The organism is Micromonospora sp. URMC 103 (assembly GCF_051386435.1).
Lineage (GTDB): Bacteria > Actinomycetota > Actinomycetes > Mycobacteriales > Micromonosporaceae > Micromonospora.
Window position 1 is genome coordinate 2,053,061 of sequence record NZ_JBPQTR010000005.1, and the last position, 25,618, is coordinate 2,078,678.

Annotated in this window: 25 protein-coding genes; 9 read left to right on the top strand and 16 right to left on the bottom strand. The window is 71.9% G+C overall.

The features are described from left to right. The first annotated feature begins 145 nt into the window (after window positions 1-145). The 6 genes from ACSNOA_RS22700 to ACSNOA_RS22725 all read left to right on the top strand — a co-directional run bounded on the left by ACSNOA_RS22700 (window position 146) and on the right by ACSNOA_RS22725 (window position 8,151). Window positions 146-1,198, top strand: coding sequence for a LacI family DNA-binding transcriptional regulator (locus tag ACSNOA_RS22700; RefSeq protein ID WP_436662415.1), 1,053 nt, complete (start codon window positions 146-148; stop codon window positions 1,196-1,198). 80 nt (window positions 1,199-1,278) lie between these two features. Further along, window positions 1,279-2,586, top strand: coding sequence for an ABC transporter substrate-binding protein (locus ACSNOA_RS22705; protein ID WP_436661213.1), 1,308 nt, complete (start codon window positions 1,279-1,281; stop codon window positions 2,584-2,586). Between the two features lie 64 nt (window positions 2,587-2,650). Then, on the top strand, window positions 2,651-3,622 hold the full coding sequence (locus ACSNOA_RS22710; RefSeq protein ID WP_436661214.1) for a carbohydrate ABC transporter permease: 972 nt from the start codon (window positions 2,651-2,653) through the stop codon (window positions 3,620-3,622). Window position 3,623: 1 nt separating this feature from the next. After that, complete coding sequence (locus ACSNOA_RS22715; RefSeq protein ID WP_436661216.1) at window positions 3,624-4,517, top strand: carbohydrate ABC transporter permease; 894 nt, start codon at window positions 3,624-3,626, stop codon at window positions 4,515-4,517. After that, on the top strand, window positions 4,514-6,745 hold the full coding sequence (gene yicI / locus ACSNOA_RS22720; protein WP_436661218.1) for an alpha-xylosidase: 2,232 nt from the start codon (window positions 4,514-4,516) through the stop codon (window positions 6,743-6,745). The genes ACSNOA_RS22715 and yicI overlap by 4 nt, the downstream gene beginning before the upstream one ends. Further along, entirely contained in the window at window positions 6,742-8,151 is a 1,410-nt protein-coding gene (locus ACSNOA_RS22725) for a GH1 family beta-glucosidase (RefSeq protein ID WP_436661219.1), read from the top strand. The genes yicI and ACSNOA_RS22725 overlap by 4 nt, the downstream gene beginning before the upstream one ends. A 125-nt stretch (window positions 8,152-8,276) precedes the next feature. Here the strand turns inward: ACSNOA_RS22725 and ACSNOA_RS22730 are convergent, their stop codons facing one another. Together ACSNOA_RS22730 and ACSNOA_RS22735 are read right to left on the bottom strand one after the other, a co-directional pair. Then, window positions 8,277-8,771, bottom strand: coding sequence for a hypothetical protein (locus ACSNOA_RS22730; protein ID WP_436661221.1), 495 nt, complete (start codon window positions 8,769-8,771; stop codon window positions 8,277-8,279). A gap of 84 nt (window positions 8,772-8,855) precedes the next feature. Beyond that, window positions 8,856-10,103: an FAD-binding oxidoreductase gene (locus ACSNOA_RS22735; RefSeq protein ID WP_436661222.1), complete on the bottom strand. Its 1,248-nt coding sequence runs from the start codon at window positions 10,101-10,103 to the stop codon at window positions 8,856-8,858. Window positions 10,104-10,183: 80 nt separating this feature from the next. Here ACSNOA_RS22735 and ACSNOA_RS22740 point away from each other — a divergent pair, with 80 nt between their 5' ends. Then, complete coding sequence (locus ACSNOA_RS22740; protein ID WP_436661224.1) at window positions 10,184-10,543, top strand: STAS domain-containing protein; 360 nt, start codon at window positions 10,184-10,186, stop codon at window positions 10,541-10,543. Here the strand turns inward: ACSNOA_RS22740 and ACSNOA_RS22745 are convergent. Next, window positions 10,457-11,434, bottom strand: a complete 978-nt coding sequence (locus tag ACSNOA_RS22745; protein ID WP_436661225.1) for a sigma-70 family RNA polymerase sigma factor — start codon at window positions 11,432-11,434, stop codon at window positions 10,457-10,459. The two genes, ACSNOA_RS22740 and ACSNOA_RS22745, sit on opposite strands and share 87 nt — an antisense overlap. Before the next feature lie 141 nt (window positions 11,435-11,575). Here ACSNOA_RS22745 and ACSNOA_RS22750 point away from each other — a divergent pair, with 141 nt between their 5' ends. After that, a complete protein-coding gene (locus ACSNOA_RS22750) occupies window positions 11,576-12,403 on the top strand; it encodes an alpha/beta fold hydrolase (protein WP_436661227.1) in 828 nt (275 codons plus the stop codon). A gap of 83 nt (window positions 12,404-12,486) precedes the next feature. Here the strand turns inward: ACSNOA_RS22750 and ACSNOA_RS22755 are convergent, their stop codons facing one another. The 8 genes from ACSNOA_RS22755 to ACSNOA_RS22790 all read right to left on the bottom strand — a co-directional run bounded on the left by ACSNOA_RS22755 (window position 12,487) and on the right by ACSNOA_RS22790 (window position 21,066). Continuing rightward, on the bottom strand, window positions 12,487-13,080 hold the full coding sequence (locus ACSNOA_RS22755) for a nucleotidyltransferase family protein (protein ID WP_436661229.1): 594 nt from the start codon (window positions 13,078-13,080) through the stop codon (window positions 12,487-12,489). Window positions 13,081-13,248: 168 nt separating this feature from the next. Continuing rightward, the gene (locus ACSNOA_RS22760; RefSeq protein ID WP_436661231.1) at window positions 13,249-14,097 is read right to left on the bottom strand and encodes a hypothetical protein; all 849 of its coding nucleotides are present in this window, start codon (window positions 14,095-14,097) and stop codon (window positions 13,249-13,251) included. Window positions 14,098-14,210: 113 nt separating this feature from the next. Further along, window positions 14,211-15,920 carry a bifunctional 3'-5' exonuclease/DNA polymerase gene (locus ACSNOA_RS22765; RefSeq protein ID WP_436661233.1) on the bottom strand — a complete coding sequence of 570 codons (1,710 nt, stop codon included), beginning with the start codon at window positions 15,918-15,920 and terminating at the stop codon, window positions 14,211-14,213. A 118-nt stretch (window positions 15,921-16,038) separates the two neighbouring features. Further along, window positions 16,039-16,959 (bottom strand): carbohydrate ABC transporter permease, encoded by a 921-nt coding sequence (locus ACSNOA_RS22770; RefSeq protein ID WP_436661234.1) that lies wholly within the window; start codon window positions 16,957-16,959, stop codon window positions 16,039-16,041. Further along, on the bottom strand, window positions 16,959-17,867 hold the full coding sequence (locus ACSNOA_RS22775; protein ID WP_436661236.1) for a carbohydrate ABC transporter permease: 909 nt from the start codon (window positions 17,865-17,867) through the stop codon (window positions 16,959-16,961). Before ACSNOA_RS22775 ends, ACSNOA_RS22770 begins: the two co-directional genes overlap by 1 nt. Window positions 17,868-17,883: 16 nt before the next feature. After that, the gene (gene ngcE, locus ACSNOA_RS22780; RefSeq protein ID WP_436661238.1) at window positions 17,884-19,332 is read right to left on the bottom strand and encodes an N-acetylglucosamine/diacetylchitobiose ABC transporter substrate-binding protein; all 1,449 of its coding nucleotides are present in this window, start codon (window positions 19,330-19,332) and stop codon (window positions 17,884-17,886) included. Between the two features lie 25 nt (window positions 19,333-19,357). Further along, the gene (locus ACSNOA_RS22785; protein WP_436661239.1) at window positions 19,358-20,107 is read right to left on the bottom strand and encodes a sugar isomerase domain-containing protein; all 750 of its coding nucleotides are present in this window, start codon (window positions 20,105-20,107) and stop codon (window positions 19,358-19,360) included. Continuing rightward, a complete protein-coding gene (locus ACSNOA_RS22790) occupies window positions 20,104-21,066 on the bottom strand; it encodes a MurR/RpiR family transcriptional regulator (protein WP_436661240.1) in 963 nt (320 codons plus the stop codon). Before ACSNOA_RS22790 ends, ACSNOA_RS22785 begins: the two co-directional genes overlap by 4 nt. Before the next feature lie 188 nt (window positions 21,067-21,254). Here ACSNOA_RS22790 and ACSNOA_RS22795 point away from each other — a divergent pair, with 188 nt between their 5' ends. Then, entirely contained in the window at window positions 21,255-22,244 is a 990-nt protein-coding gene (locus tag ACSNOA_RS22795; protein ID WP_436661241.1) for an N-acetylglucosamine kinase, read from the top strand. A 355-nt stretch (window positions 22,245-22,599) separates the two neighbouring features. Here the strand turns inward: ACSNOA_RS22795 and ACSNOA_RS22800 are convergent, their stop codons facing one another. The 5 genes from ACSNOA_RS22800 to ACSNOA_RS22820 are packed head-to-tail and all read right to left on the bottom strand — an operon-like array spanning window position 22,600 to window position 25,568. Next, window positions 22,600-23,031, bottom strand: coding sequence for an SRPBCC family protein (locus tag ACSNOA_RS22800; RefSeq protein WP_436661242.1), 432 nt, complete (start codon window positions 23,029-23,031; stop codon window positions 22,600-22,602). Beyond that, on the bottom strand, window positions 23,024-23,344 hold the full coding sequence (locus tag ACSNOA_RS22805; RefSeq protein ID WP_436661244.1) for an ArsR/SmtB family transcription factor: 321 nt from the start codon (window positions 23,342-23,344) through the stop codon (window positions 23,024-23,026). Before ACSNOA_RS22805 ends, ACSNOA_RS22800 begins: the two co-directional genes overlap by 8 nt. Then, window positions 23,337-23,711 (bottom strand): VOC family protein, encoded by a 375-nt coding sequence (locus tag ACSNOA_RS22810; RefSeq protein WP_436661245.1) that lies wholly within the window; start codon window positions 23,709-23,711, stop codon window positions 23,337-23,339. Before ACSNOA_RS22810 ends, ACSNOA_RS22805 begins: the two co-directional genes overlap by 8 nt. A 43-nt stretch (window positions 23,712-23,754) precedes the next feature. Continuing rightward, window positions 23,755-24,663, bottom strand: a complete 909-nt coding sequence (locus ACSNOA_RS22815; RefSeq protein ID WP_436661246.1) for a carbohydrate ABC transporter permease — start codon at window positions 24,661-24,663, stop codon at window positions 23,755-23,757. Further along, entirely contained in the window at window positions 24,660-25,568 is a 909-nt protein-coding gene (locus ACSNOA_RS22820; protein ID WP_436661247.1) for a carbohydrate ABC transporter permease, read from the bottom strand. Before ACSNOA_RS22820 ends, ACSNOA_RS22815 begins: the two co-directional genes overlap by 4 nt. Between the last annotated feature and the right edge of the window lie 50 nt (window positions 25,569-25,618).

The window sequence follows — 25,618 nt, forward strand, 5'->3', positions numbered from 1 at the left end:
AGACGCGGACATCTGCGCGACATCGCCTATTGACGTGCTCGTCACGCGTGACCTACGGTTCGTCGAAACGGTTCGTCGAAACGCTTCGACAACCCTCCCGGGAGCGATCCCACTGCTGGTCAGAGGAGGTGGCGCGGTGGCCACCATGCACGACGTCGCCCGCCTCGCCCGGGTCTCGGTCAGCACCGTCTCGTACGTGCTCACCGGCACCCGCCCGATCTCCCAGGCCACCCGCGACAAGGTGCTCGCCGCGATGGCTGAGCTCGACTACCAGCCGAACGCGATGGCCCGCGGCCTGGCCAGCCGGCGCAGCCGCATCCTCGGCCTGCTCATGCCCATGGACGAGCGGGGGCTCGGCGCCACCGAGACGGCGTTCGTGACCGGGGCGGCGGCCGCGGCCAGCGCCGCCGGCTACCACCTCGTGCTCTCCCCCGTCGGCGTCGGCGACCTCGACGACCTGCGCCGGCTCGCGAGCCAGCGGATGCTCGACGGCGCCGTACTCATGGAGGTGCAGGTGGACGACGGTCGGGTCGACGTCCTCCAGGAGGCCGGCGTGCCCCTCGTGCTCATCGGCCGCACCGGCGACACCACCGGGCTGTCGTACGTGGACATCGACTTCGAGCAGACCGTCAAGGACGCCGTCGCACACCTCGTGGGCCGCGGCCACCGGCGGATCGTGTACGTGAACCACTCGGCGGCCACCATCGCGGCCGGCTACGGCCCGGCGCTGCGTACCCGCGACGCCTTCGTGGCGGCGATGGCCGGCCACGGCCTGGAGCCCGTGATGATCCCGGCCGAGGACAGCGCGGCCGGCGGGCGGGCGGCCCTCACGGCGGCGCTCGCGCAGGCCCCCGACCTGACGGCCGTGCTCGCCATGAACGAAAACGCGATCTTCGGCATCCTCGGCGAACTGGCCGCCCGGGGCCGCGCCGTCCCCGACGACGTCTCGGTGGTCTCGATGGTGACCTCGCCGCAGGTGGCCGAACTGGCCACCCCGGCGCTCACCGCGATGACGTCGCCCGGTTCGGCGCTCGGCCGGATGGCCGTCGAGGCGCTGCTGCGCCGGCTGGAGGGCGCCGGCGACGACGACCACCACCAGCACCTGCTGCCGTGCACGTTGGAGGTCCGGGGATCGACCGGCCCGGCGAACGGCGGCCACCACATCGACCCGACCGGCTCCGGCCCACCGGCCGGGTGAGGCACGACGGCCCGCCGCCGCGCTGCCACGCGACGACGGGCCCGGTAAGTACCAGCTCGATACTCACCAGGAGGATAGCAATGGGGCGATTCCGCAAGCTGGTCGTCGCGGTGGCGGTGGCCGCCACCGCGGCGACGTCCGTCGCCGCGTGCGGCGGCGGTGACGACGGCGGCGACGGCAGCGATGCCAAGACCCTCAAGCTGTGGCACTACGAAAGCGCGAACAGCGCCATGGGGGTCGCCTGGGACCGGGCGATCCAGATCTTCAAGGACGAGCACCCGGGCGTCGAGGTGCAGTTCGAGCGCAAGGCGTTCGAACAGATCCAGCAGAACGCAGGCATGATCATCAACTCGTCCGAGGGCCCGGACGTCATGGAGTACAACAAGGGCAACGCGACGGCCGGCCTGCTCTCCTCCCAGGGGCTGCTCACCGACCTCACGGCCGAGGCCGACAAGCGCGGCTGGGCCGGCAAGCTCAGCCCCAGCCTCCAGACCACCGCCCGGTACGACGACAAGGGCGTCATGGGGTCCGGCAACTGGTACGGCGTGCCGAACTACGGCGAGTACGTGATGGTCTATTACAACAAGGACCTCTTCGACAAGTACGGCGTCAAGGTGCCGACGACGCTGGCCGAGATGACCGCCGCCATGGACACCTTCGTGGCCAAGGGCGTCACGCCGCTGGCCGAGGCGGGCGCCGAGTACCCGGCCGGGCAGCTGTTCTACCAGCTGGCGCTCTCCAAGGCCGACCGGAGCTTCGTCGACAACTACCAGCTGTACAAGAACCCGGTGGACTTCCACGCCGACCCGCTGAAGTACGGGGCGGACACGTTCGCCGAGTGGGTGCGGAAGGGCTACGTCGCCAAGGACTCGGCGAGCCTGAAGGCCGAGGACATGGGCACCACCTTCATCTCCGGCAAGGCACCCATGATCGTCTCCGGCAGCTGGTGGTACGGCCGCTTCAAGAGCGAGATCAAGTTCAACTGGGACTCGTTCCTGTTCCCCGGCAACAAGCTCCAGGCCGGCTCGTCGGGCAACCTCTGGGTGGTCCCCGCCAACAGCAAGGCCAAGAGCCTCGCGTACGACTTCATCGACATCACGCTGCGGCCCGAGATCCAGGACCTGATCGGCAACAACGGCGGCGTCCCGGTGGCCGGTGACCCCGCGAAGATCAGCGACCCGAAGGACCGCAAGCTGATCGAGAACTTCAACACCGTCAGCCAGCAGGACGGCCTGGCCTTCTACCCGGACTGGCCGGTGCCCGGCTACTACGACGTGCTCGTCTCCGGGTTCCAGGGCCTGATCAACGGGTCCAAGTCGCCCGACCAGGTGCTCGACGCGATCGCCAAGCCGTACGCGGACGGCGTCAAGGAGATCACCGGCAAGTGACACGGCGACCGGTGGGCGCGCCCGGCCACGGCCGGCGTGCCCACCCCGCCGGGAAGGATCTCCCATGGCACTCCCCGAGACCGCGGCCCGCCCGCAGCGGCCCGCCACACCCGCCGACCCGGCGCCGAACCGCCGCCGGCGCCGCGGCGGCCGCGCCGGCTACTGGATCTACCTGCTGCCGGGCGCGCTGCTCTTCGTGCTCGTCATCGGCGCACCCCTGGTCGGCACCGTCTACTTCTCGCTGACCAAGTGGTCCGGCATCGGCGATCCCACCTTCATCGGTCTGGACAACTACCGTCACCTGCTCGAGGACGAGGTGTTCTGGACCTCGTTCAAGAACACGCTCGCGATGATCGTCGCCATGGTGGTGGTGCCGACCCTCGCCGGGCTCGTCCTCGCCGCCGTCCTGTTCGACGTCATCGGGCGGAAGTTCCGGCCGCGCACCGCCGCGGCGCTGCGCGCCGCCTTCTACCTGCCGCAGGTGCTGCCGGTCGTGGTGGCCGGCATCGTCTGGGGCTGGATCCTGCGCCCCGACGGCGCGTTCAACGGTCTGCTCGACGCGGTGGGCCTCGGCGCGCTGCGCCACGACTGGCTGGGCGACCCGCACACCGCCCTGCCCAGCGTCATGGGCGTGATGATCTGGGTGCAGATCGGCTACCCGGTGGTCGTCTTCATGGCCGCCCTGCAACGCGTCGACCCGGAACTGTACGAGGCGGCCGAGGTCGACGGGGCCGGCTGGTTCCACCGGTTCCGCGCCATCACCCTCGCCCAGATCCGGCCGGAGACCTTCGTGGTGGCCCTCACCTGCACGATCGCCGCGTTGAAGGTGTTCGGCCCGGTGTTCGCCCTGACCCGCGGCGGCCCGGAGAACGCGACGAACGTGCCGTCGTACTTCGCCTACTACACCTTCTTCAAGAAGCTCCAGGTCGGCTACGGCTCCGCGATCTCCACCGTGCTCACCCTGATCATCGTCGTGGTGGCCGTGGTGTTCATCTGGGCGCAGTACCGCAGCGAGCGCCAGGACCGGGGGGTCTGACATGGCCGTCACCGTCACGCCGGCCGCCGGCGCCGCGACACCACGCCGGCCGAGGCCGGCCCGCGACCGGCACCACCGCGGCGCGAGCCGCTGGGTCGTGCTCGCCCTCGTCGTCCTGGGCGCGCTCGTCATGCTGGTGCCGTTCGCGTTCATGCTGCTCAACGCGTTCAAATCACCCGGGGACTACTCGAGCGGCGGGCCGCTGAGCTGGCCCACGGAGTTCTACACCAAGGGTCTGCGGACGTACTGGACCGAGGTCGACTTCCCGCTGAAGCTCTGGAACTCCGCGCTCATCGCCGGCTCGGTGGCGGTGCTCGGTGTCCTCGTGTCACTGCTCAACGCGTACGCCCTCGGCATCGGCCGGGTCCGCGGCCGGGTCTGGATCGTGGGGTTGTTCCTGCTGGCCAACATGCTGCCGCAGGAGTCGCTGATCTACCCGCTCTACTACGTGGCCAAGGAGATCGGCCTCTACAACACCCGGCTCTCGGTGATCATCATCTTCACCGTCATCCAGAGCGCGTTCGGCACCTACCTGCTCGCCTCGGTGCTCGGCACCTTCCCCCGCTCGCTGCTCGAGGCGGCGGCGCTGGACGGCGCGGGCAGGTGGACGGTCCTGTGGCGGGTGGTCTTCCCCAACCTGCGCCCGACCCTCGCCGTGCTGCTCATCTTCTTCTTCATCTGGACGTGGAACGAGTTCCTCATCCCACTGGTCATGCTCATCGACAACTCCACGCAGACCATCCCGGTCGCGCTGGCGTCGTTGCAGGGCGACCGGCTCATGGACGCGCCGACGACCAACGCGGGCGCGCTGATCAGCCTCGTTCCGGCCATCCTCTTCTTCCTCATCTTCCAGCGCACCCTCGCGCGCGGCATCACGGCAGGAGCCGAGAAGTGAAGTTCACCGACGGGTACTGGCAACTGCGACCCGGGGTCACGGTGCTGCGCCCCGGCACGGTGGAGTCGGTCGAGCCCGACGAGCGCGGCTTCACCGTCTTCGCTCCCACCGGCCGCGTCACGGGCCGCGGCGACACCCTCAACCGTCCCCTCGTCACCGTCCGGTTCTTCTCCGCCGCCCCGGGCGTCGTCGGCGTGACCATCGCCCACCACCTCGGCGACCCGCCCCGGCAGCCGCGGTACGCGCTGGCCACCCGCGAGGACCACCCGGTCACCGTCGACGTCACGGGGCTCAGCGCCTCGCTCACCACCGGCGAGCTGACCGCCCGGGTCGCCCTCGTCGACGGCTGGCGGGTCGAGTTCCTGCACGGCGATCGCCTGCTCACCTCGTCCACCGCGCGCAGCATCGGTGTCGTCACCGACGCCGACGGGCGGGCGTACGTGCACGAGCGGCTCGGGCTCGACGTCGGCGAGACGGTCTACGGCCTGGGCGAGCGTTTCGGCGCGTTCGTCAAGAACGGCCAGACCGTCGACATCTGGAACGCCGACGGCGGCACCGCCAGCGAGCAGGCGTACAAGAACGTGCCGTTCTACCTGAGCAACCGCGGCTACGGCGTCTTCGTCGACCATCCGGAGCACGTCTCGTTCGAGATCGGCTCCGAGGTGGTGTCGCAGACCCAGTTCAGCGTCGAGGGACAGTCGCTCACCTACTACCTCGTCGACGGGCCCACCCCCAAGGACGTGCTGCGCCGCTACACGGCGCTCACCGGCCGCCCCGCCCGCGTGCCGGCCTGGTCGTACGGGCTGTGGCTGTCGACGTCGTTCACCACGTCGTACGACGAGAAGACCGTCACCGAGTTCATCGACGGCATGGCCGAGCGCGACCTGCCGCTGTCGGTGTTCCACTTCGACTGCTTCTGGATGCGGCAGTTCCACTGGGTCGACTTCGTCTGGGACCCGGAGACCTTCCCCGACCCGGAGGGGATGCTGCGCCGCCTGCACGAGCGCGGCCTCAAGGTGTGCGTCTGGATCAACCCGTACATCGCCCAGCGGTCGTACCTGTTCGAGGAGGGACGGCGCGCGGGCTACCTGGTCCGCCGCCCGGACGGGTCGATCTGGCAGTGGGACAAGTGGCAGGCCGGCATGGCGCTTGTCGACTTCACCAACCCGGACGCGGTCGCCTGGTACACGGAGAAGCTCAAGGCGCTGCTCGACATGGGCGTCGACTGCTTCAAGACCGACTTCGGCGAGCGCATCCCCACCGACGTGGTCTGGCACGACGGCTCCGACCCGCAGCGCATGCACAACTACTACTCGTACCTCTACAACCAGGCGGTCTTCCGCCTCCTGGAGAGCGAGCGCGGCGAGGGCGAGGCCGTCGTCTTCGCCAGGTCGGCGACCGCCGGCGGCCAGCAGTTCCCGGTGCACTGGGGCGGCGACTGCGAGTCGACGTTTCCCGCGATGGCCGAGTCGCTGCGCGGCGGACTGTCCCTCGCGGCGTCCGGCTTCGGCTACTGGAGCCACGACATCGGCGGCTTCGAGGGCACCCCCGACCCGGCGGTGTTCAAGCGGTGGATCGCCTTCGGGCTGCTCTCCTCCCACTCCCGCCTGCACGGCTCCGGCTCCTACCGTGTGCCGTGGGCGTTCGACGACGAGGCCGTCGACGTGCTGCGGCACTTCACCCGGCTCAAGCTGGGCCTCATGCCGTACCTCGCGAGCGTCGCCGAGGAGGCGCACCGCGACGGCGTACCGATGATGCGGCCCATGGTGCTCGAGTTCCCCGACGACCCGGCCGCGGCGTACCTGGACCGGCAGTACATGCTCGGCCCCGACGTGCTGGTGGCGCCGGTCATGAGCGCCGACGGCGAGGTCACCTTCTACGTGCCGGCCGGCACCTGGACCCACCTGGTGACCGGCGAGCAGCTCACCGGCCCCGCCTGGGTCACCGAGAAGCACGAGTTCGACAGCCTGCCCCTGCTGGCCCGGCCCGGGGCCGTGATCCCGTTCGGCTCGCGCACCGACCGGCCGGACTACGAGTGGGCCGACGGCGTACGGTTGCGGCTGTTCGCGCCGGCACCGGGCCAGCGGGCCCGGGTGCGGGTGCCCTCTCCCGGAGGCGGGCCCGGCGCCGACTTCGAGGTGCGCTTCGAGGACGGGACGGCCCGCGCCGAGCTGGTGGCGGGCGCGTCGGCGGCATACCACTGCGAGGTCCAGGGAGTACGGCAGTGACCGAACACATCTTTCCGGAGAGCTTCGTCTGGGGCTCGGCCACGGCCGCGTACCAGATCGAGGGCGCGGCCACCGAGGACGGCCGGGGACCGTCCATCTGGGACACCTACAGTCACACGCCGGGCCGGACGCTGAACGGCGACACCGGCGACGTGGCCGCCGACCACTACCACCGCTGGCAGGAGGACCTGGGGCACATCGCCGACCTGGGCCTCGGCGCGTACCGGTTCTCCATCTCCTGGCCACGGGTGCGGCCCGGCGGCTCCGGCGCGTTCAACCGCGCCGGCGTCGACTTCTACTCGCGTCTGGTGGACGGGCTGCTGGAGCGCGGGGTGCGCCCGGTGGCCACCATGTACCACTGGGACCTGCCGCAGGAGCTGGAGGACGCCGGCGGCTGGGCGGTGCGGGACACCGCGCTGCGCTTCGAGGAGTACGCGGCCGGCATCGTCGAGGCGCTCGGCGACCGGGTGCACACCTGGACGACGTTCAACGAGCCGTGGTGCTCGGCCTACCTGGGCTACGCCTCCGGCGTACACGCGCCGGGGCGCACCGAGCCGGCCGCGGCGCTGGCCGCCGTGCACCACCTGAACCTCGCGCACGGCCTGGCCGGGCGCGTGGTGCGGGAGCTGGCGCCGGCGGCCGAGCTGTCGGTGACGCTGAACCTGCACGTCATCCGCCCGGCGTCCGACTCCGCGGCCGACCGGGACGCGGTGCGGCGGATCGACGCGCTGGCCAACCGCGCGTTCCTCGGCCCGATGCTGGACGGGGCGTACCCGGCCGACCTGCTGGCCGACACCGCCGCCGTCACCGACTGGTCGTTCGTGCGGGACGGCGACGAGAAGCTGATCGCGGTGCCGCTCGACGTGCTCGGCGTCAACTACTACTCCAGCACGCTCGTACGGGCGTGGGACGGCGTGTCGCCCCGGTCGGACGCGGACGGGCACGGACAGTCCACGGCCACGCCCTGGGTCGCCGCCGACGACGTCGACTTCCTCCCCCAGCCCGGCCCGTACACCGCCATGGGCTGGAACATCGACCCGGCGGCGTTCACCGAGCTGCTGCTGCGCCTGCACCGCGAGTACCCCGCCCAGCCGCTGATGATCACCGAGAACGGCGCGGCGTTCGACGACGTGGTGGCCGCCGACGGCACGATCCAGGACGACCGGCGCATCGACTACCTGCGCCGGCACATCGCCGCGGTGGCCGAGGCCCGAGCGCAGGGCGCCGACGTACGCGGCTACTTCGTCTGGTCGCTGCTCGACAACTTCGAGTGGGGCTACGGCTACGACCGGCGCTTCGGGATCATCCGCGTCGACTACGACACGCAGGTGCGGACGTGGAAGCAGAGCGCGCACTGGTACAAGCGGCTCGCGGCGACCGGCCGCCTGGACCAGCCGGCGGACTGAGGCGCCCAGGCCCGCCGGGCACCATCTCTCGTCGCGCGTGATGCCTCAGAGGCATATTTATGACTCTGAGGCATCACGCCAATGACGCACCATGCCGGCCCGCCACGGAACGGGCGCCGCGTCGACTAGGAGGGCAGGCCGACGAACGGTTCCCCCGGCGCCGTAGCCGGCCGCCGCCGGCGAACCGACCGGGCCAGGACCCGGGCCGCCACGGCCGTCGCCGCGTGCGCGGCCACCGGCCCGGCCACGGCGAGCGCGGCCACCAGGCCGGCGAGGAGGGCCGCACTCGCCGACACGTCGGTGGCCAGGGCGACCACGAACGCGCAGAGGGCGGCGATGAGCATGGCACCGCCGCCGCCGATCAGGGCCCCGAGGAACCGGCCCCGACGCCGCCCCGCCAGCTCCCCGACCACGGCGGCGGGCACCACCAGCAATGGCACCACGACCAGGCCCACGAGGGCGGCCACCAGCACGAAGACCGGCCCGGCGAGCGGGCCGCCGGGGTTGCTGTTCGTGACCAACGCGTACGCCAGCAGGCCGAGGTAGCCCACCAGCCCCTCGAACGTGAACACGAGCCAGGCGACCGCCGCGCCCGCGGCGTGCCGAACGACCGATCCCACGAAGCACCCCCGTGCTCGACGCGCCCTCCGCGTCGGAGCGTGGACGCTACCGCAGTTGGCGGCGCCGGTGGGGGCGGTGGCACCTCAGGCGGAGACCGAGGTCGCGGCCGGCGGGACGGCGAGGCCGGCGCCGAAGATGTTCGCCGGGTCGTAGGCGGCCTTGATCTGGCGCAACGCCGCCCAGTTCTCGTTCGTGAACGCCGACGCGGTCCGGGACGGGTCGTGCAGGAAGTTGAGGAAGCTGCTGCCGAGGCCGCAGCGGGACAGGGCCGCCGCGGTGGTCGGTGACGCCACCGTGTCGAGGACGACCGACAGGGGCGCGTCACGGTGGGCGGCGGCGCCGTCGTCGCGGGCGATGCGACCGCCCCAGTGGCGGATCTCCACGGCGGCGTCCGGCTCGGCCACCAGTGCCGTGACGAGCTCGTCGTCGAGCGTGCGGACCTGGTCGAACGTACGGGCGAAGGTGCCGCCCATCGCGGCTCCCGCGTAGTCGACGACCCGCATGCCGTCGGCGACGACGGGCCCCGCGACCGTCCACAGCGGCGCGAGCAGCGCCCGGCTGCGGTCGGCGTCACCGACGTACATGGCCTTCACCACGAGCGAGCCGTCGCGGGTGAGCAGCAGCGCGGTGCTGAGCGAGTCCGGTACCCGCTCGATCCATCGGCGGTAGAAGGCGATGGTCTCGGCGGCGCGTTCGCGCCCGAAGGTGACCGCGCCGGCGTACACGCGGGTGACCGGGTAGAGACGGAAATCCAGTGCCGTGACGACGCCGAACGATCCTCCGCCGCCCCGCAGCGCCCAGAACAGGTCGGGATTCCGGTCGGCGCTGGCCGTCGTGAGTTCGCCGTCGGCGGTGACGACCTGGGCCCGCAGCACGCTGTCGGCGGCGAGCCCGTACGCGCGGGCCAGCCAACCCAGGCCGCCGCCGAGGGTGTAGCCGACGACGCCGACGTCCGGTGCGGATCCCGACAGCGGCGCGAGCCCGAACGGTGCGGCCGCCGTGAGTACGTCGCCCCACCGGGCGCCGGGCCCGACGCGGGCGACCCGGCGGTCCGGGTCGACCAGGACCGACGCCATGGCCCCGGTGCGCAGCAGCAGCGCGCCGTCGTGTGCCACGTGGGTGCCGTGCCCGGTGGCCTGGACGGCGAACGGCAGGGCGTGGCGGCGGGCGCCCAGCACCGCCCGCTGCACGTCGGCCGTGCTCTCGGCGCGGACCACGACGGCGGGACGGGGATCGAGCGCCGGGTTGAGGGCCTTGCGGTGCTCGTCGTAGCCGGTGTCTCCGGGCAGGAGGACCGGACCGTCGGTACGCAGGGTCTGTCGGATCGTCATACCCGTTCGACCCGCGGGGCGTCCCGGAACTCATCGGTCCCGACGCGATGAGTTTCCCGGCGCCGGGCGGTCCTATCCGCGTGGCGCCTACCGAGATCTTCTTCCCCGTCGGCCCGGCGGTGACCCGCGCCGACGTTCCGGCACTGTGCGCCGACCTCGCCGACCTGCTGCGCGGCCGCGGCCCCGGCGTCGTCACCTGCGACGTCGCCGGCGTCACCCGGCCCGACGTGGTGACGGTCGAGGCGCTGGCCCGGCTCGGCCTGACCGCACGGCGGCACGGCTGGCGGCTGCTCGTCCGCGATGCCGGCCCGGGTCTGCTGCGGCTCGTCGGCCTGCTCGGGCTGACCGACGTCCTATTCGAGCCGGGCCGGCAGCCCGAACAGCGGGAACAGGCGCTCGGTGTCGAGGAAGTTGGTGACCGCGGTGATCCGGCCGGCTGAGAGCTCCAGCACGATCAGCGCCCACGGGTCGTGCCCCGCGCCGGTGAGGCTCGGCCGGTACTGCCCGAACGCCGGCATGCCGTTGGCCAGCACCGGCACGAGCCGGGAGCCACGGCAGCCGGAGCCCGTCCCGGACATCCACGCCACGATGTCCTCGTGGCCGCGCAGCCACAGCGGCAGCGGCGGCATCGACAGCGTGACGTCCTCGTGCAGCAGCGTCGTGAGGGCGTCCAGGTCGTACGCCTCGAAGGCCTTCACGTAGCGCGCGAGCAGCGCCTTCTGCTCGTCGTCCATCGGCTTGTGCGCGTCGGCGGCCGTGTCGACCGACGCGAGCGTGGCCCGGGCCCGCTGGAGGGCACTGTTGACGCTCGGCACCGAGGTGTCGAGCAGGTCGGCGACCTCCTGGGCCGACCAGGCCAGCACCTCGCGCAGGATCAGGACGGCCCGCTGCCGCGGCGGCAGGTGCTGCAGCGCCGCGACGAACGCCAGCCGGACGGACTCGCGCGCGGCGACCACGTCTGCCGGGTCGCTGCGCTCGGGCAGCACCCGGCTGTCGGGGGCGGGACCCACCCAGATCTCGTCGGGACGCGGCTCGCCCGGCTCGGTGGCGCGACCGGACCCGGGCGGGCCGAGGTCCATCGGCAGGACCCGCCGGTGAGCGCTGGACAGCATGGTGAGGCAGACGTTCGTCGCGATCCGGTACAGCCAGGACCGCAACGCCGAGCGCCCTTCGAACCGGTCGAAGCCACGCCAGGCCCGCACCAGGGTCTCCTGCACGGCGTCCTCGGCCTCGAAGACCGAGCCCAGCATTCGGTAGCAGTAGCCGGTCAGCTCCGACCGGTACGCCTCGAGCTGCGACTCGACGGTTGTGCTCGTCGCCACATCACTCACGCCGACCACCGTAGTCGGGCGAGGCCCGTGCCGGCGACGGCGACAGGCGCTTCGAAAAATTTCCCGCCGCCACCGATGAGTTCCCGAGGACGGCCCGGTCAGTACCGGTGTCAGTTCGACGAGACGCACGAGGAGCGCATCATGACCGTCACCGAGACCAGCATCGGCACCGGCACCGGCACGTACGCCGAGGTCAATGGCATCAACCTGTACTACGAGACGCACGGCACGGGGCAGCCGCTGGTCCTGCTGCACGGAGGTCTCTGCTCGGGTGAGATGTTCGCGCCGATCCTCCCCACCCTGACCGAGCACCACCAGGTCGTCCTGGTCGACCTGCAGGGGCACGGCCGCACCGCCGACATCGACCGCCCCATCGACGTCGCGCTGATGGCCGACGACATCGCCGCGCTCATCGCGCACCTCGGGCTGCGGCAGCCGGACGTCGTCGGGTACTCCCTCGGCGGCGGGGTCGCCCTCCAGGTGGCGATCCGGCACCCGCACGCGGTACGCCGCGTGGTGGCGGCGTCGGCGCACATCCGCAGCGACGCCATCTACGCGGAGATGCGCGCGCAGCAGGGCCAGGTCAACGCGGCGGCCGCCGAGTTCATGAAGGGCACCCCGATGTACGAGCTGTACCAGCGGGTGGCACCGCGCCCCGAGGACTTCCCTCGGCTGCTGGACAAGCTCGGTGCGGTGATGGCGAAGGACTTCGACTTCACCGAGGAGGTCCGCGGCCTGCGGGTGCCGACCCTGGTCGTCGCCGCCGACGCCGACATGGCGCCGCCGAGCCACTACGTCGAGGTCTTCAAGCTGCTCGACGGTGGCCTGCGCGACGGCGGCTGGGCGGGCGAGAACCGGCCGAAGGGTGGCCACGCGCTGGCGATTCTGCCCGGGCTCACGCACTACGACATCGGCGAGTCGCCGCTGTTCGCCGCGGTCACGCTCGCCTTCCTCGACAAGCAGAGCTGAGGCCGGCGGCCACGGACCCCGCGATGCCCGGCGGCTGTGCCGCCGGGCGGGCGGGTCGGCCGCCGCCGGGACCCATTCCGGGCTCAGACGCCGACGCGCTGGGGCGGGACGGTCAGCCCGTAGAGGGCCATCAGCTCGGGGCTGTCGACCCGGCTGCCATCGGCCACCGTGTCGCAGGCGATGTCGACGATCTGGTCCTTGTGCGCGAGCAGGTACGGCCGCGCGCCGACGTCGGCGTTGGCCAGGGTGGCGATGCCGGCCCAGTGCCGGCGGCCGAAGAGCATCGGGTAGCCGCGCAGGCCGTCGTACGTGGCGCAGACCAGCGCGTCCGGGTACGGCAGCGCGGCGACGCGCCGCACCGCGGCGACGGTGAGCCCCGGCATGTCGACGGGGACGACCACCACGGCCTCGATCCCCTCGTCGTCGAGCGCGGCCAGGCCGGCGCGGATGGACGAGCCGACGCCGGTCCCCCACGCCTTGTTGACCACCACCGTGGCGCCGGTCAGGTCGGCCGCCTCGCGCACCTGGTCCGCGGCGGCGCCGAGCACCACCACGATCCGCTCGCAGCCCGCCTCGGTCATCCTGTCGATCATCCGGTTCACCAGGGGCCGTTCCCCCTGGTGCAGCAGCGCCTCGGGACCTCCGATCCGGCGTCCCCCACCCGCGGCGATGATCATTCCTGCGATCCGGTTCAGCTGCGGCCCCCTCCGAAATGGGACGGGCCGTTACCGGCCCGTCCCGTCCTACGGAGACTGCAACGAGCACGGTCGAGTGGTGGTGGCGGGGCGAAAAGGGAAAATAGCGCAACCGTTATGCATTGGGTGATATGCCCACCGGGTGGCGGGTCACGCCACCGGTTCCGCGTCGGCTCGCCAGCGCCAGTTCTGTCGCACGTACCGGACCCGCAGACCGGCACGCTCCAGGTTGACCAGGGACTGGTTCGTGGTGCCCTCCGCCGGCCGACCCGTCTCGGCGACCAACCACCGGCACCCGGCGGCCCGCGCCGCCTCGGCCCGCGCCGCGATGAGGGCCGACTGCGCCCCGAGCCTGCGGTGGCTCGGCAGCGTGGCACCGGCGTTGAGCGCGCCGACCGCGCCGCGTACGAAGAGGTTGCCGCCGGCGACCAGGTCCGGCCCGTCCCAGACGCCGTACGGGTGGAAATGCGGATGGTCGACGCTCGCCGCCACCATCCCGGCGAGCCCGTCGGTCGGCATGCCGAAGCCGCGCAGGACCACCTCCGCCCACTCCGCGGCGTCACTCGCGCCCACCGGGCCGACCCGCAGCCGCGTGGCGCCGTCCCCGAGGCGGACCTGCGCGATCGGCGCCGCCAGCTTGACCCACTGCCCCGCCGGCTCGATCCCGTGCGCGGCGCGGATGTCGTCCCACTCCGGCGGCAGGACCGACGGCGCGATCTGGATCACCGCCTCCCGGGTGCCCTCCGTGCGGTAGAACGCCACGATCCGGTCCACCAGCTCGCCGGTCACCGGCTCGGTGAAGCCGAACCCGAGCGCCTTGCTCCAGTAGTTGACCGGGTCCTCCCGCATCGACAGGACCACGCCCCCGCCGATCCGGGCCGCGGCGATCCCGAGCCGCTCGCGGACGGCCCGCGGCGCTCCCGCCTCGTAAGCGTGCATGAAGTCCGCCTCGGCCGCCTCGGCCTCGGCGCTGGTCAACGCTGTGTCCGTCGTGTTCACGTTCACCAGGATGCAGTGCGGTGCGGGCCCCAGTTCGTCGCCGGCGCTATGGCCTCGGTCACCCCGCACGGCGGACGGCCGCGGCGAGAGGCCGGCCGGTCACCCGCCGGAACTCAAGCGGCGTCGGCATAGCAGTCGACGACCGACAGATCCAGCGGGAAGCGGACCGGGGTGTCGCCGAACAGCAGCGCCGACGCCCGCTCGCCCGACCGCGTGACGGCTGCGGCCACGGCGTCCGCCTGCGCGGCGGGAGCGTGCACCATCACCTCGTCGTGCTGGAAGAAGACCAACTCGGCGTCGGTGCCGGCCAGCTCGCCGCGCAGCGTGGCCAGCAGCGTGGAGGCCCACTCGGCGGCGGTCGCCTGGATGACGAAGTTGCGCGTGAACCGGCCCCGGGAGCGGGCCGCGCGGGCGCGGGAACTCTGCGGATCGCCCGCGTCGGTGGAGTCGGGCGCGCCGTCGCCCGGGTCGGCGAACCCCGCCGAGCCGGGCGGGCAGGTGCGCCCCAGCCACGAGCGGACCAGCCCACCGGCCTCGCCCGTGCGGGCCGCCGCCTCGACGTAGCCGAAGGCGGTGGGATAGCTGTGCCGGAGCACCGCGAGGGCGGGCACCGCGGCCCCGCCCGTCTGCCCGTACATGGCCCCGAGCAGGGCCACCTTGGCCCGGGCCCGGTCACCGCCGAACGCGTCCTGCGCCAGCGCCGCGTAGAGGTCGCCGGCACCGCCCGCCGCGGCGAGCCGGGCGTCGCCGGAGACCGCGGCGAGCACCCGGGGCTCCAACTGGCCGGCGTCGGCCACCACGAACCGCCAGCCCGGGTCGGCCACCACGGCCCGGCGGATCACCTTGGGGATCTGCAGCGCCCCGCCGCCGCGGGTCGCCCACCGGCCGGAGACCACCCCGCCGGGGACGTACTCGGCCCGGAAGCGGCCGTCGCGGACCCACTGCTCGCGCCAGGCCCAGCCGTGCGCCGTCCAGATCCGGTAGAGCTCCTTGTATTCGAGGACGAGCGGGACGGCCGGGTGGTCCACGCCGCGCAGCACCCAGGCCCGCGTGTTGGGCAGCTCCACGCCGGCCCGGGCGAACGCGCGCAGCAACTCGGCCGGGGAGTCGGTGTGCAGCTGGCGTACGCCGAACACCTCGGCGATCCGGGCGGCCAGCTCGGCGAGCCGGCGCGGCGGCCCACCGACGGGGGACGGATCGCCGAGCAGCTCGGCGAGGATCGCGTCATGCACGTCGGCGCGCCAGGGCAGCCCGGCGGCGCCCATCTCGACGGCGATCAGCGCGCCCGCCGACTCGGCGGCGACCAGCAGCCGGAAGCGGCCGGGATGCGCGGTGGCGGCGATGCGGGCGAGCTGGTCGGCGTACACCTGGACCAGGGCGTCGATGCCCGGGCCCGGCGGCCCGGACGGGGTGTCGAAGAGCGCCGCCTGGCCGAGGCCGGGCGGCTCGGCCTGGCGGGGTGGCGGGTCGGCGGGCACCGGCGCGCCGGTCAGCCGGGCCCAGGCGGCGGCGAGGGAGCGCGGCTCGCCCCAGCGGCCGGCGTGGCCGAGCAGCAGCGCCTCGGTCAGCTCGACGTCGTGGCACCGCTCGACCCGGACGCCGGCACGCAGCAGACCGGGATAGATCGCCGCCCCGGACGCCCAGACCCAGCGCGGGTGGGCGGCGCGCTCGCGGGCGGCCACCGCGGCGGCCAGGTCGGCCACCGGCTCCGGCGGGCCGGTGGGGCGCCCGGCGGCGTCGAGCGACCGCAGCACGCCGCCGCTGCCCTCCGTCGCCACCACCGCCACCAGCACGGATGCGATTCTGCCTCGCCCCTGCGACATCCCGGCGGCCCGGCCCGGGCGGATCGCAGACCGGCAGCGGGTGGCCATCCCCCGTGGATGGCCACCCGCTGCCGGACGTGCCCGCTGCGGCGCCGCCGTCCGGCGCCTCGGCGGTTCGTTACTTGACGGCGCCGGAGGTGAGGCCGGCCTGGATCTGCCGTTGGAAGACGGCGTAGACGATGATCATCGGCAGGATCGCGATGGTGAGCGCGGCGAAGAGGCCCGACCAGTCGGCTTCGTAGCCGGCGTTCACGGAGATGTCGGCGATGCCCTGGGTGAGCACCCACTTGTCCTTCGCGTTCGAGAGCAGCACGAGCGGTAGCTGGTACTGCGCCCACTGGCCGATGACGTTGAAAATCGCCACGCTGATGAGGCCCGGCTTCGCCATCGGCAGCATCACCTGGAAGAACAGCCGGGTGTGCGAGCAACCGTCGATCATCCCCGCCTCGGCCACCGACGACGGCAGCGTCTTGAAGAACGCGGCCAGGAAGAAGATCGTGAACGGCAACGAGTAGGCGATGTAGACCAGCACCAGACCGGTGTGGGTGTCCAGCAGGCCGAGGTTCTTCACCACGAAGAACAGCGGCACGAGGGCCAGGAAGACCGGGAAGGCCAGCCCCGAGACGAACAGGTAGTAGATCGCCCGGTTGCCCCAGAACTTGTAGCGGGCCAGCACGTACGCCGCCATGGAGCCGAACAGCATGGTGCCGAAGGTGCTGAACCCGACCACGACCACGCTGTTCAGGAAGTACCGGCCGACGTTCGCCTTGGTCCAGGCCCGGGCGTAGTTCTCCCAGCGCAGCTCTCCCGGCAGGGTCCACGGGCTGCTGAAGATCTCGGTGGTGTTCTTGAACGAGGCCAGGAACGTCCAGAGGATCGGCACGATCACGATCACCGCCCAGACGGCGAGCGCCACGTGACCGAGGCCGGCGAGCAGTCGTACCTCGGAACGTTGACCCTTCCCGCGCCGCCCGGCGCTCGGAGCCCCGGTCTGGGGCCGCGCCGCGGGTGCGGTCGGCAGCGTCGACTGCGGGTTCATCAGTACTCCACGCTTTCCCGCTTGCTGAGCCGCAGCGTCAGCGCCGCGAACGTGATGGTCAGGAAGAACAGCGCCACGCCCATCGCGGAGGCGTAGCCGTACTTCGAGTAGACGAAGGCGTTGCGGTAGATCTCCATGGCCAGGACCGTGGTGGCGCCGTCCGGGCCGCCGCCGTCCACCGAGAGCACCGCCACGATGGCGAACGCGTCGAACGCGGCGATGCCGAGGTAGACCCAGGCCACCTGAAGGGTGTCCCAAAGCAGCGGCAGGGTGACCCGGAAGAACAGCGTCACCCGGGTCGCGCCGTCCATCTCGGCGGCCTCGTAGATCTCGCCGGGGATGGAGGCCATGCCGGCGGAGAAGAGCACCACGTAGAAACCGACCGCCTGCCAGACCAGCACCGCGAGGATCGACCAGAGGGCCAGGTTCGGCTTGATGAGGAACAGCACCGGGTCCATCCCGAGCTTCATCAGCACGCCGTTGATCAGGCCGGACTCGTTGGGCCGGTAGACCATCTGGAACAGCACCGCGATGATGGCGACCGCCAGGACCTGGGGGAAGAAGAACACCACCCGGTAGAACTTCGCCCCCCAGACCCCCTGGCGTTGCCCGCCGCTGCTCTTGCCGCCCACGTTGAGCAGGAAGGCGAAGAACAGCGCGATGGCGATGGTGATCAGCGGCAGGGCAAGCAGCAGTACGCCGTGGTGCTGGACCGCCTTCCAGAAGCTGCCGTCGTCCAGCAGCCTCCGGTAGTTGTCGAAGCCCACCCACTGGGGAGCGGAGAGCCCCCGCCAGTTGGTCATCGAGATCTGGAACGCCTGCGCGTACGGCGCGATGACGAAGACCACGTACAGCGTGACCGGGACGATCAGGAACCCGATCACGAACGGATACTTGCGGTGCCGCATGACCCCTACGCTCCGATCAGCGCTTGAACTTGGTGACAGAGCTGTCCTTCTTGATCGCGTCGGCGCGCTTCTGGATGCGCTCCGCGAACGCGTCCGCCTTGATCCGCCCGAACATCAGCTCGTTGGTGGCGGTCCGCGCCTCCGTGTCGAGCTCCTTGTACCAGTTGTCGAACATCATGTTGAACACGTTCGCGCCGGCGGCCTTGAGCGCGGCCTGCGAGCTGGCCACGCCGGGCGGGAACTCGTACCCCTCGCTGCCGGCCGGCACCACCGTGGCGGCGCCGACGGTCTCGGTGAAGCCCCGCGCGCCCTCCTTCGAGAGCATCTGGCGCATGTACTCCATCCCGCCGCGCGGGTTCTTGCTCTTGGCCGAGACGAAGTATCCCTCGCCACCGGCCGCCCGGATAGCGTTGGCCGGCAACTTGTCCGACGCGGTGAGGCTGGGCACCGGCATGAGCTGGTAGGTGAAGCCCGGAGGCGTGTCCTTCTTCTGCTCGTTCTCCAGCCAGTCACCGGACGGGTAGAAGGCGAGCTTGCCCTGGTTCTGGCGCAGCTGCACGTCGGTGTGCTTGAGCCCCTCGAAGCTCTTGTCCGAGTACTTCGCGCCGATCTCGGCCCACGCCTCGGCGGCCTGCAGGACCGCCTCCTGCTTCCAGGCGCCGTCCTCCAGGTTGTCGATGTTCTTCAGCACGTCCGGGCCGCCGACCTTCGCGGCCTGGGTGAGGATCACGTTCCACTGGTAGTAGGCCGCGTTCGCGCCGGCGTACCCGTACGGGGTGATGCCCTTGGCCTTGATCTGCTCGCAGAGCGCGGTGAACTGCTCCCAGTTGGTGGGCGCGGTCCAGCCGTTGTCCTTGAACAGCTTGCCCGAGTACCAGATGCCGTAGACGGTCGAGACGTAGTAGAGCACATACGGCTTGCGCTGCCCGTCGGCGGTGTCGAACATGCCCTGCTCGACGATGCCCGGAATGACGGTGTCCCGGACCTTCTTGCTCGGGTCGTGCACCGACGGCGCGTCCCAGAGCTCGGTCAGGTCCTGCAGCTGGCCGTCGTTGACGAGCGCACCGAAGTCGAGGAACTTCTCGCCGGAGTTGTTGACGAACTCGGGCGGGTTGCCGCCGGCGAACCGCGGCTGGAGCACCGTGGAGACCGCCTGGGTCGCCTGGTGCTTGATCTCGGACTTGGGGAACGCCTTCTTGTACAGCGGCTCGTGCACGTCGGTGGCGTACTTCTCGCCGTAGCCGCCATTGAAGATGATCACCTCGATGGGGGCGTCCTCTTTGATGCCGAGCGGGTTGGTCGCGCTCTTGGTGCCGCCGGAGACCTGCTCGTTCTTCTCCTCGCCGCCGCTCGTGGCGCAGGCGCCGAGAAGGCCGGCGGCGGGGAGGGCCAGGCCGACGGCGGCGGCACGACGCAGCACCGCACGGCGGTCGAGCGCTGCCGGGTGCTCGGGGGTAATCGACATCGTCGTCTCTCCTTCGGAATTCGGGTCAGGCGGTCCGCCGGAGGCGCCCGGCGTACCGCGACTCGAGGGCGAGGTTGTGCTCGTCCCCACCGGGGACGTTGGCGGAAAGGTAGATAGGGGGTACCTCCCCGGCCTGGTGGAACCGTCGTACGACCTCCGCGGTCAGCAGCTGCGCCAGGAGCGCCGTGGTGACCGAGGAGACCGCACAGACCGCGCCGCCGCCCTCGAGCGGCAGCAGTGCGTCACCGTACGGCGCGCCGTTGTCCAGCACGACGTCGGCGAGATCGGCGAGCCGCCGCCCGGACGGGTGCCGGGGGGCGACCCGCGCGGTGTGCTCGACGGAGGTGACCGCGATGAGCGGATGACCGCGCCCCGTGACCAGCGTCGCCAGCTCGACCACGGAGCCGTTGATGCCGGACTGCGACGCCACCACGAACACGTCCTGCGGCTGCGGGGCCGCGAGCGCGTAGATCTGGTGGGCGATGGAGGGGTCTCGCTCCAGCTTCGGGTCGGCGAGCACGTCCCGCGGCGCGTCGCCGTGCAGCACCAGGTCGTGGACCGACAGCCGGTTGGTGGGCACCAGCCCGCCGGCCCGGGCCACCAGCTCCGCGGCGAACGCCTCGGAGTGGCCGGCGCCGAACGCCTGGAGCACCCCGCCGGCGCGCAGGCTCGTGGCGATGAGGTCGGCGGCACGGGTGAGCCCGTCGGCCTGGGTGTCGACGAGCCGGTCCAGCACCGGGCGGAGCGCGTCCGCGTACGTCCGGGCGCTGATCACGAGACGACCCCCTTCGCGGCCTTGTGCCCGTCGACGGCCTGGGCGGTGCGCCGGAACGCCGCATGCGCCCGGTCGTGGGTCCGCTGCGCGACGGCGATGTAGAGCAGGTCGAGCACGACGAGCTGGGGGTGGCGGGCGCTCAGGGCGTCCGGCCGGAAGGTGGTGGCCTGACTGGCGGTCACCAGGACGATGTCGGCCAGCTCGGCGAGCGGGGAGCGGGGAAACCCGGTGAGCGCCACGGTGGTGGCGCCGCGGCTGCCCGCCTCGGCCAGCATCTCGATGGTCTCCCGGGTCTGCCCGGTGTGCGAGATGCCGAGCGCCACGTCGCCGGGGCGCAGCAGGGCGGCGCTCGCCAGCCCCTCGTGCACGTCGTTCCAGGCCCACGCGGCGACACCGATGCGGTGCAGGCTGAACTGCATCTCCTCGCCCACGAGGGCGCTGCCGCTCGCGCCGAAGATGTTCACCCGGGATGCGCCCGCGATGGCCACGGCGGCCCGTTCGACCTCGGCGAGGTCGAGCAGGGCGGCCGTGTCGTGCATGGCCCGGGTGTCCGCCGCCATGATCTGGTCGAGCACCCGCGCGAGCGGGTCGCCCGGTTGGATCTCGCGTCCGATGTCGACGGTCCAGCCGGCGGACCGGGCCCGGCCGGTCTCCGCGGCGATCCCGAGCCGGAGGTCGGCGTAACCCTCGAAGCCCATCGCACGGCAGAAACGGGTCACCGTGGCGGGCGAGGTGCCGCTACGCTCGGCGAGTTCGACGATGGTCGAGCGGGCGGCGCTCTCCGGGTCGCTCAGCACGTGCTCGGCGACCCGGCGCAGCGCCCCGGTCAGCTCGCCGAGCCCGCTGCGGACCCGGGCGAGCACACCGTCCGAGGCGGCGCCGAGCATGCCCCGTCGGTCGAATCCGTCGGCGTCGACCACCGCGGTCCCCGCGGAGGTGTCCACCTCGTGATCAACCATCGGACGCCTTTCGAAAAGACTGTTAACTGTTAGTGGTAAAAGTTCTTACTGAACCCCCCTTCGTGTCAACCGGCGTGAACGAAGTTTTCAAACTGTTACCTGGCGCACAAGCCCCGGCCCGGCCGGCGGCCTTGCCCCGGACCGCCGGGACCACCAGCATGAACGTCACCTGATCAAGGGGGTCGCGGATGTCCGGCACCGTCGTGGTGGGACTCGACGTCGGAGGTACGTCCACCAGGGCGACCGCCCTCACGCTCGCCGGAGAGCGGGTGGGCGCGGGGCGGGCCGGAGGCGGCAACCCCACGAGCCACGGCGCGGAACGCGCCGCCGTCGAGATCCTGGCCGCCCTGCGTGGCGCGCTCGCCGACGTCGACCCCGCCCGGGTCGCGGCCGGCGCCATCGGGCTGGCCGGCGCCGGGCGCCTGCTCGCCGACCCCGCCGGCCGGGACGCCTTCGACCGAGCCTGGCACGACGCGGGCCTGCGCTGCCCGTACGCCGTGCACGGCGACGCCCTCGTGGCGTACGCCTCCGGCACCTCCGCCCCGGCCGGCACCGTGCTCATCGCCGGCACCGGCGCGATCGCCGCCGAGGTGCGCGACCTGCGCCTCGACCGGGTCGCCGACGGGCACGGCTGGTTGCTCGGCGATGCCGGCTCCGGCTTCTGGCTGGGCCGCGAGGCCGTCCGCCGGCTGCTCGCCGATTTGGACCGCGGCCGGACACCGGGAGCCCTCGGCCGGCAGGTGCTCACCGACCTGCTCGGGTCGGCCGACGTGGCGCCGCGCCCCCGGAACACGGTCGACACCGTGGTCCAGGCCGTCACCCGGCGACCGCCGGTGGAGCTGGCCCGGCTCGCCCCACGGGTGGTCGCCGCCGCCGCGGCCGGCGAGCCCGTGGGCACCGCCCTCGTCGCCGAGGCCGCCGGTCACCTCACCGAGAGCGTGAGCCGGATCCGGCCGGCCGGGACCGCCACCCCGCTCGTGCTCGGCGGCGGGCTGCTCACCGGCGACACCCCGCTCGCCGCCGCGGTACGGGCCGAGGCGGCCCGGCGCTGGCCGGACGCGCCGCTGCGCTCGGCGGGGGACGGCGCCGCCGCTGCGGCCTGGCTCGCCGCCCGCGAGCTGTCCGAGGTGGACGACCCGGAGGCCCTGCACACCCTCCTCGTGCCCACCAGCGCCTGACCGGCGCAGCGCCCCCATCCCGGCCGCGCGCCCGCCGTCGGCCGCGCCCTGTCGGCCGCGCGCCGTCGGCAAGATTGCGCTCGATCCCGGATGTAGTGCCCTCCACCCCGGGCCGTGACCACTACTTCCACGATCGAGCACGATCACTCCGGCCCCACCCCGCCCCGCCCAGCCCCCGGACCCCCAGCCCGTTGATCAAGAGGTTTGCGTCAGGATCGGGCCCGGATCTGACGCAAGGCTCTTGATCACCGGGGCAGGCACGCCCGGCGCAGGCGCCCCAGCGCAGGCACCCCCGGGGCAGGCACGCCCGGGACAGGCACGCTTCGGGGCGGCCACGCCGGGGAGGCCGGGTGGGTCAGGGGGTTTCTCTCAGGGTTTCGGTGAGGCGGCGTAGGACGTGGGAGCGCCAGCCGCCGCCCAGCAGGTCCCGCGTCCGCCGTTGCAGCGGGTCGTCGGGGTCGAAGCCGCTGTGTTCGAGCAGCAGCCGGGTGCCCCGCCCCTCGGCCACGAGGGTCCAGGCGACCACCGTGTCGAGGCCCCCGCCCCGCCACGACCAGCGCAACCGGTGCGGCGGGTCGAGGTCGAGCACCTCGCAGTGCACCGTCCCGTCGAACCCGCGGTCCGGCCTGGGGGTGGTGCGGAACGTGAACCGGTGCCCCACGACCGGCACGAAGTCGGTCGGCATGAGCCAGCGCGCGATCAGATCAGGATCGGTCAACGCCCGCCAAACCTTCGCCGGCGGATGAGGCAGGAACTGGTCGACCGACACGGTGCCCCCGTCACTCATCGGGCGCCTCGTCCAGCACGTCGCGCAGGGCGGTGAGGCGGCCGCGCCAGAACCGCTCGTACGGGTCGAGCCAGTCGGCGACCTCCCGCAGCGGCTCGGGTCGCAGCGAGTAGAGCCGCTGCCGCCCGGACGGGCGCTCGACGACCAGGCCGGCGTCCTTGAGCACCCGCAGGTGTTCCGACAGGCTGGGCCGGCGCATCGCGAAGTGGTCGGCGAGCTGCTGCACGGGCTGCTCCCCCCGCTCGAGCAGCAGTCGCAGCACGGCCCGCCGGGTGGGGTTGGCCAGCGCCCCGAAGACGTCCGGCTCAGACACGGGTGGACTGGAGGACGATGCCGTTGCCGTCGGGGTCGTCGAACGTCACGTACCGCCCCCAGGGCGCGTCCTGGATGCCATCGTCGGCGAGGACGACGCCGCGCTCGCGCAGCCGCGCCACGTCGCCGTCGAGGTCGTCGGTCTCCAGGACGAGGCCCTTGAGCGAGCCGGGCGGCATGGTCGGGAACCAGGTGACGAGTGTCAGCCCGGTGGCGGCGCCCTTCGGCGCCACCTGGACCCAGCGGCCGCCGGGCCCCATCGGGTTGTCGAAGACGAGGTCGAAGCCGAGGACGTCGACGTAGAAGTCGCGGGCCCGGTCCTGGTCGCCGACGGGTACGGACACGAGCTGCACGTGGGTGACGGTCATGGCCACCACAATAGGTAGGAGATTCCCTACCGGTCAACCGCCCTCACTTGAGCTGGCCCGCCGTCAGTCCGGACTGCACCTGGCGCTGGAAGAGCACGTACACGACGAGCACCGGCAGGGTGGCGATGGTCAGCCCGGCGAACAGACCGCTGAAGTCGCCCTGGTACCCCTGACTGACCGCCAACGCGGCGAGGCCCTGCGCCAGCACCGGCTTGGAGTTCTCGCCCTGCATGAGCACCTGGGGCAGGATGAACTGGTTCCAGTGGCTCAGGAAGTTGAAGATCGCGACGCTGATCATTCCCGGTCGTGCCATCGGCAGCATCACCCGGAAGAAGAGCCGGAAGTGACCGCACCCGTCGATGAGCGCCGCCTCCGCGATCGACGTGGGCAGTGTCCGGAAGAAGGCGGTCAGGAAGAACACGGTGAAGGGCAGCGAGTAGGCGGCGTACACCAGGATCAGACCGAGCCACGTGTTCAACAGACCCGCGTTCCGCACCACGAAGAAGAGCGGCACCAGCGCGAGGAAGACCGGGAACATCATCCCACCGACGACGAGGTAGTAGATCACCTGCCGGCCACGGAACTCGTACCGGGCGAAGACGTACGCCGCGGCCGCGCCGAAGAGCATGGTCAGCGTGAGCGATCCGGCCACCACGATCGCGCTGTTGAGGAAGTACTGGCCGATGTGCGCCTCGGTCCAGGCCCGTGCCCAGTTCTCGAAGCGCAGGGCGCCCGGCAACCCCCACGGGTCGGTGAGGATCTCCCTGTCGCTCTTGAACGAGCTGAGGAACATCCACAGCAGCGGCAGCGCGGTCAGCGCGGCCCAGAACAGCAGGAACCCGTGCGAGAAGACGTTGGCGAAGCCCCGCTCGCGGCGCAGGGGGCGGGTGGGGCCGGCGGCGGGCCCGCTTCGCTCCGTTCCGGCCGTGGTGGGTCGGTCCAGTGTGGTCACGAGTACTCGATCCGATCACGCCGGGCGGCCCGCAGGGCCAGCACCGCCACGGTCAGGGTCAGGAAGAACATCACGACGCCGATGGCCGACGCGTACCCGAACTTGGATTCGCTGGCGAAGGCGGTGTTGTACATTCGCAGGCCGATCACGTCGGAGGAGAAGCTGGGCCCGCCGTCCGTCATCTGCTGCACCAGGATGAACCCGTCCAGAGCGGCGATAGCCAGGTAGATCCAGGCGACCTGGACGGTGTCCCAGAGCAGCGGGATGGTGATCCGGCGCAGGGTCACCAGGCGCGAGGCTCCGTCGAGCATGACCGCCTCGTAGATGTCGCGTGGGATGGCCGACATGGCGGCGCCGAAGAGCACCACGTAGAACCCGACGTTGCTCCAGACCATCACGGCGAGCACGCACCAGAAGGCGGTGCGCGGGTCTCCGAGCCAGGTCGGCGTCGGCAGCCCGAAGGTGCGCAACGCGCCGTTCAGCAGGCCGTTGTTGGGGTGGTAGACCTCCTTCCAGAGGAGGGCGATGATGACCACCGACAACACCTGGGGGAAGAAGTAGACCAGCCGGTACACCGAGCTGCCACGCACCCCGGTCACTCCGGCGCGGCCCTTACGCCCGCCCATGCTGAGCATGGTGGCGAAGAAGAGCCCGAGACCGATCGTCACCACCGGCACCACGGCGAGCATGATGGCGTTGTTCTCGATCGCGTTCCACACCCGCCCGTCGTGCAGCAGCGCCTCGAAATTGGCCAGGCCGACCGGGTCGGCCTCGGCCGAGAAGCCGAGCCAGTCGGTCGTCGAGATCTGGAACGCCTGCAGGTACGGCGACACCACGAAGATGACGTACAGCAGCACCGGCGGCACGAGGAACGTGACGATCAGCGGGTACTTGCCATGTTTCACGAGAAGGACCTACTCCCCCAGCGGTGGGCCGGTGGGGGGCCGGGTTCGGC

Bases quoted from the DNA above. Each gene is read 5' to 3' on its own strand.
- ACSNOA_RS22700 (WP_436662415.1), top strand. From the start codon at position 146: ATGCACGACGTCGCCCGCCTCGCCCGGGTCTCGGTCAGCACCGTCTCG.
- ACSNOA_RS22705 (WP_436661213.1), top strand. From the start codon at position 1,279: ATGGGGCGATTCCGCAAGCTGGTCGTCGCGGTGGCGGTGGCCGCCACC.
- ACSNOA_RS22710 (WP_436661214.1), top strand. From the start codon at position 2,651: ATGGCACTCCCCGAGACCGCGGCCCGCCCGCAGCGGCCCGCCACACCC.
- ACSNOA_RS22715 (WP_436661216.1), top strand. From the start codon at position 3,624: ATGGCCGTCACCGTCACGCCGGCCGCCGGCGCCGCGACACCACGCCGG.
- ACSNOA_RS22735 (WP_436661222.1), bottom strand. From the start codon at position 10,103: ATGACGATCCGACAGACCCTGCGTACCGACGGTCCGGTCCTCCTGCCC.
- ACSNOA_RS22750 (WP_436661227.1), top strand. From the start codon at position 11,576: ATGACCGTCACCGAGACCAGCATCGGCACCGGCACCGGCACGTACGCC.
- ACSNOA_RS22755 (WP_436661229.1), bottom strand. From the start codon at position 13,080: ATGATCATCGCCGCGGGTGGGGGACGCCGGATCGGAGGTCCCGAGGCG.
- ACSNOA_RS22765 (WP_436661233.1), bottom strand. From the start codon at position 15,920: ATGTCGCAGGGGCGAGGCAGAATCGCATCCGTGCTGGTGGCGGTGGTG.
- ACSNOA_RS22770 (WP_436661234.1), bottom strand. From the start codon at position 16,959: ATGAACCCGCAGTCGACGCTGCCGACCGCACCCGCGGCGCGGCCCCAG.
- ACSNOA_RS22775 (WP_436661236.1), bottom strand. From the start codon at position 17,867: ATGCGGCACCGCAAGTATCCGTTCGTGATCGGGTTCCTGATCGTCCCG.
- ngcE (WP_436661238.1), bottom strand. From the start codon at position 19,332: ATGTCGATTACCCCCGAGCACCCGGCAGCGCTCGACCGCCGTGCGGTG.
- ACSNOA_RS22790 (WP_436661240.1), bottom strand. From the start codon at position 21,066: ATGGTTGATCACGAGGTGGACACCTCCGCGGGGACCGCGGTGGTCGAC.
- ACSNOA_RS22795 (WP_436661241.1), top strand. From the start codon at position 21,255: ATGTCCGGCACCGTCGTGGTGGGACTCGACGTCGGAGGTACGTCCACC.
- ACSNOA_RS22800 (WP_436661242.1), bottom strand. From the start codon at position 23,031: ATGAGTGACGGGGGCACCGTGTCGGTCGACCAGTTCCTGCCTCATCCG.
- ACSNOA_RS22810 (WP_436661245.1), bottom strand. From the start codon at position 23,711: ATGACCGTCACCCACGTGCAGCTCGTGTCCGTACCCGTCGGCGACCAG.